Genomic DNA, 3,168 nt, shown 5'->3' on the forward strand with positions numbered 1-3,168 from the left:
CATGATATTGCAGTACCATCGGCCATGAGGGGCTTAACTTCTCTGTTCGGAATGGGAAGAGGTGAACACCCTCGGCATAACCACCATAAGATCTTGGGCTTGTTTAGATGAGCAGGTTACTTTGCAGCCACCATGCCCCAAGCACTAATAAGATAACATATTGGGAAAGTCGTATACGAACTTATAACGTAATAAATAAAAATTAAAGCTTACGGGCAATTAGTATTACTCGGCTGCGATGTTACCACCCTTACACCTGTAACCTATCAACGTCGTAGTCTCCGACGGCCCTTAAAAGTAAACTCATCTTGAAGCAGGTTTCACGCTTAGATGCTTTCAGCGTTTATCCTATCCATACATAGCTACTCTGCACTGCACCTGGCGGCACAACAGATACACCAGCGGTATGTACAACCCGGTCCTCTCGTACTAAGGTCATGTCCTCTCAATTTACTAACGATCACAACAGATAGGGACCGAACTGTCTTGCGACGTTCTGAACCCAGTTCACGTGCCACTTTAATCGGCGAACAGCCGAACCCTTGGGACCTTCTCCAGCCCCAGGATGTGACGAACCGACATCGAGGTGCCAAACCTCACCGTCGATATGAGCTCTTGGGTGAGATCAGCCTGTTATCCCCGGAGTACCTTTTATCCTTTGAGCGATGGCCCTTCCATACAGAACCACCGGATCACTTTAGCCTGCTTTCGCACCTGCTCGGCTTGTTTGCCTCACAGTCAAGCACCCTTATACTAATGCGCTCTGCGTACGATTACCAACCGTACTGAGGGTACCTTTGCGAGCCTCCGTTACCTTTTAGGAGGCGACCACCCCAGTCAAACTACCCACCAAACAATGTCTCCCTTGCAGGATTAGACTCTAAATAACAGAAGGTTGGTATTTCAACGATGACTCCACAACTCCTGGCGAAGCTGCTTCATAGTCTCCCAACTATCCTACACATCTGGCATTCAAAATCAATGTTAAGTTGTAGTGAAGGTTCACGGGGTCTTTCCGTCCCGTTGCGATTAACCGGCATCTTCACCGATACTACAATTTCACCGAGCTCGTGGTAGAGACAGTGTACAACTCATTAGACCATTCGTGCAGGTCGGAACTTACCCGACAAGGAATTTCGCTACCTTAGGACCGTTATAGTTACGGCCGCCGTTTACTGGGGCTTCAGTCAGAAGCTTTGGCTTGCGCCGAACATCCTTCCTTAACCTTCCAGCACCGGGCAGGTATCAGGCTCTATACGTCATCTTGCGATTTTGCAGGGCCCTGTGTTTTTGTTAAACAGTTGGTTGTACCATTTTACTGAGGCCGCATTACTGCGGCACGCCTTATCCCGAAGTTACAGCGTCAATTTGCCTAGTTCCTTTACCACGGATCACTCGAGCGCCTGAGAATACTCTTCTCGACTACCTGTGTCGGTTTACGGTACGGGCTGCTATAAACGAACCTTAGAAGTTTTTCTTGGAAGTCTGATTAGGGACACTATCAGCGCGGCCGAAGCTTTGCTGTACTATCAGGTTTCAGCAAGTCTGGCGGATTTTCCTACCAAACCTATACCTACACCCTTTAACGCACTATTCCGTAAGTGCGCGGTCCTTTCACTACTCCGTTACTCCATCGAATTTATAGCAGGTACTGGAATATTCACCAGTTTGCCATCAGCTACGCCTTTCGGCTTTGCCTAAGGACCCGACTAACCCTGATCCGATTAGCGTTGATCAGGAACCCTTAGTCTTACGGCGATAAGATTTTTCATCTTATTTATCGTTACTTATGCCTACATTTTCTTTTCTAAACGCTCCAGCATGTTTCGCAACACACCTTCAATGCAGTTTAGAATGCTCCCCTACCGTCTAATACCTAAGTATTAGGCCTAAAGCTTCGGTTATACGTTTGATGCCCGATTATTTTCCGTGCCCAAACCCTCGACCAGTGAGCTGTTACGCACTCTTTAAATGAATGGCTGCTTCCAAGCCAACATCCTGGCTGTTTTAGGATTTGAACCGCGTTTGATCAACTTAACGTATCATTAGGGACCTTAGCTGTTAGTCTGGGTTATTTCCCTCTCGGCCATGGACCTTAGCGCCCACAGCCTCACTCCCGGAGATTATGTTATAGCATTCGGAGTTTATTAGGGTTTGGTAGGCGGTGAAGCCCCCTAGCCCAATTAGTAGCTCTACCTCTATAACACGTCTATATCCGAGGCTGTTCCTAAAAACATTTCGGGGAGAACGAGCTATCTCTCAGTTTGATTGGCCTTTCACCCCTATCCACAGGTCATCCCATAGCTTTTCAACGCTAATGAGTTCGGACCTCCAGTTAGTTTTACCTAACCTTCATCCTGCCCATGGATAGATCACAAAGTTTCGCGTCTACCCCCACTGACTGATTCGCTCTGTTAGAACTCGCTTTCGCTACGGCTCCGGTACTGAAGACCTTAACCTTGCCAGTGAGGAGTAACTCGTAGGCTCATTATGCAAAAGGCACGCCGTCACCCGTTACCAGGCTCCGACCGCTTGTAAGCGCACGGTTTCAGGAACTATTTCACTCTCCTGTTCGGAGTACTTTTCACCTTTCCCTTACGGTACTGGTTCACTATCGGTATCTAAGGAGTATTTAGCCTTACCAGATGGTGCTGGCAGTTTCATACAGGATTTCTCCGGTCCCGCACTACTCAGGATACTACACGTCCATCAGAATTTATGCCTACAGGACTTTCACCTGCTACGGTTCATCTTTCCAGATGATTCAACTTGATCTGACTTTCTAAAAGTAGTCCTACAACCCCGGATAGAATTGCTTCGATCCGGTTTGGGCTCTTCCCCGTTCGCTCGCCACTACTTAGGGAATCATTAATTTATTTTCTTTTCCTACAGGTACTTAGATGTTTCAGTTCCCTGCGTTGGCTCTCCTTACGGAGTAATACACCTTCAGTGTACTGGGTTGTCCCATTCGGAAATCTACGGATGTAACGATCGTTTGCATCTCCCCGTAGCTTATCGCAGCTTACCACGTCCTTCGTCGCCTCTTAGATCCTAGGCATCCACCATGCGCTCTTATTCGCTTTAAAAAATTTAGTATTTAAGTATTACTACTCGCATACAACTTGCATTTCCCAATATGTCAAAGAACTTTTGACCTACAGATTAATT

The 3,168-nt window shown here is 47.1% G+C and carries 1 rRNA gene and 1 other annotated feature; the gene reads right to left on the bottom strand.

Annotation, left to right across the window (positions count from 1 at the left end):
• Positions 1 to 4 precede the first annotated feature (4 nt).
• Positions 5 to 88, bottom strand: a sequence feature (5S ribosomal RNA rRNA prediction is too short).
• 111 nt (positions 89 to 199) lie between these two features.
• Positions 200 to 3,086 (bottom strand): 23S ribosomal RNA (locus CLV51_RS28725).
• Positions 3,087 to 3,168 lie beyond the last annotated feature (82 nt).

Origin of the sequence: Chitinophaga niastensis (genome assembly GCF_003014755.1) — a bacterium.
GTDB classification, from domain to species: domain Bacteria; phylum Bacteroidota; class Bacteroidia; order Chitinophagales; family Chitinophagaceae; genus Chitinophaga; species Chitinophaga niastensis.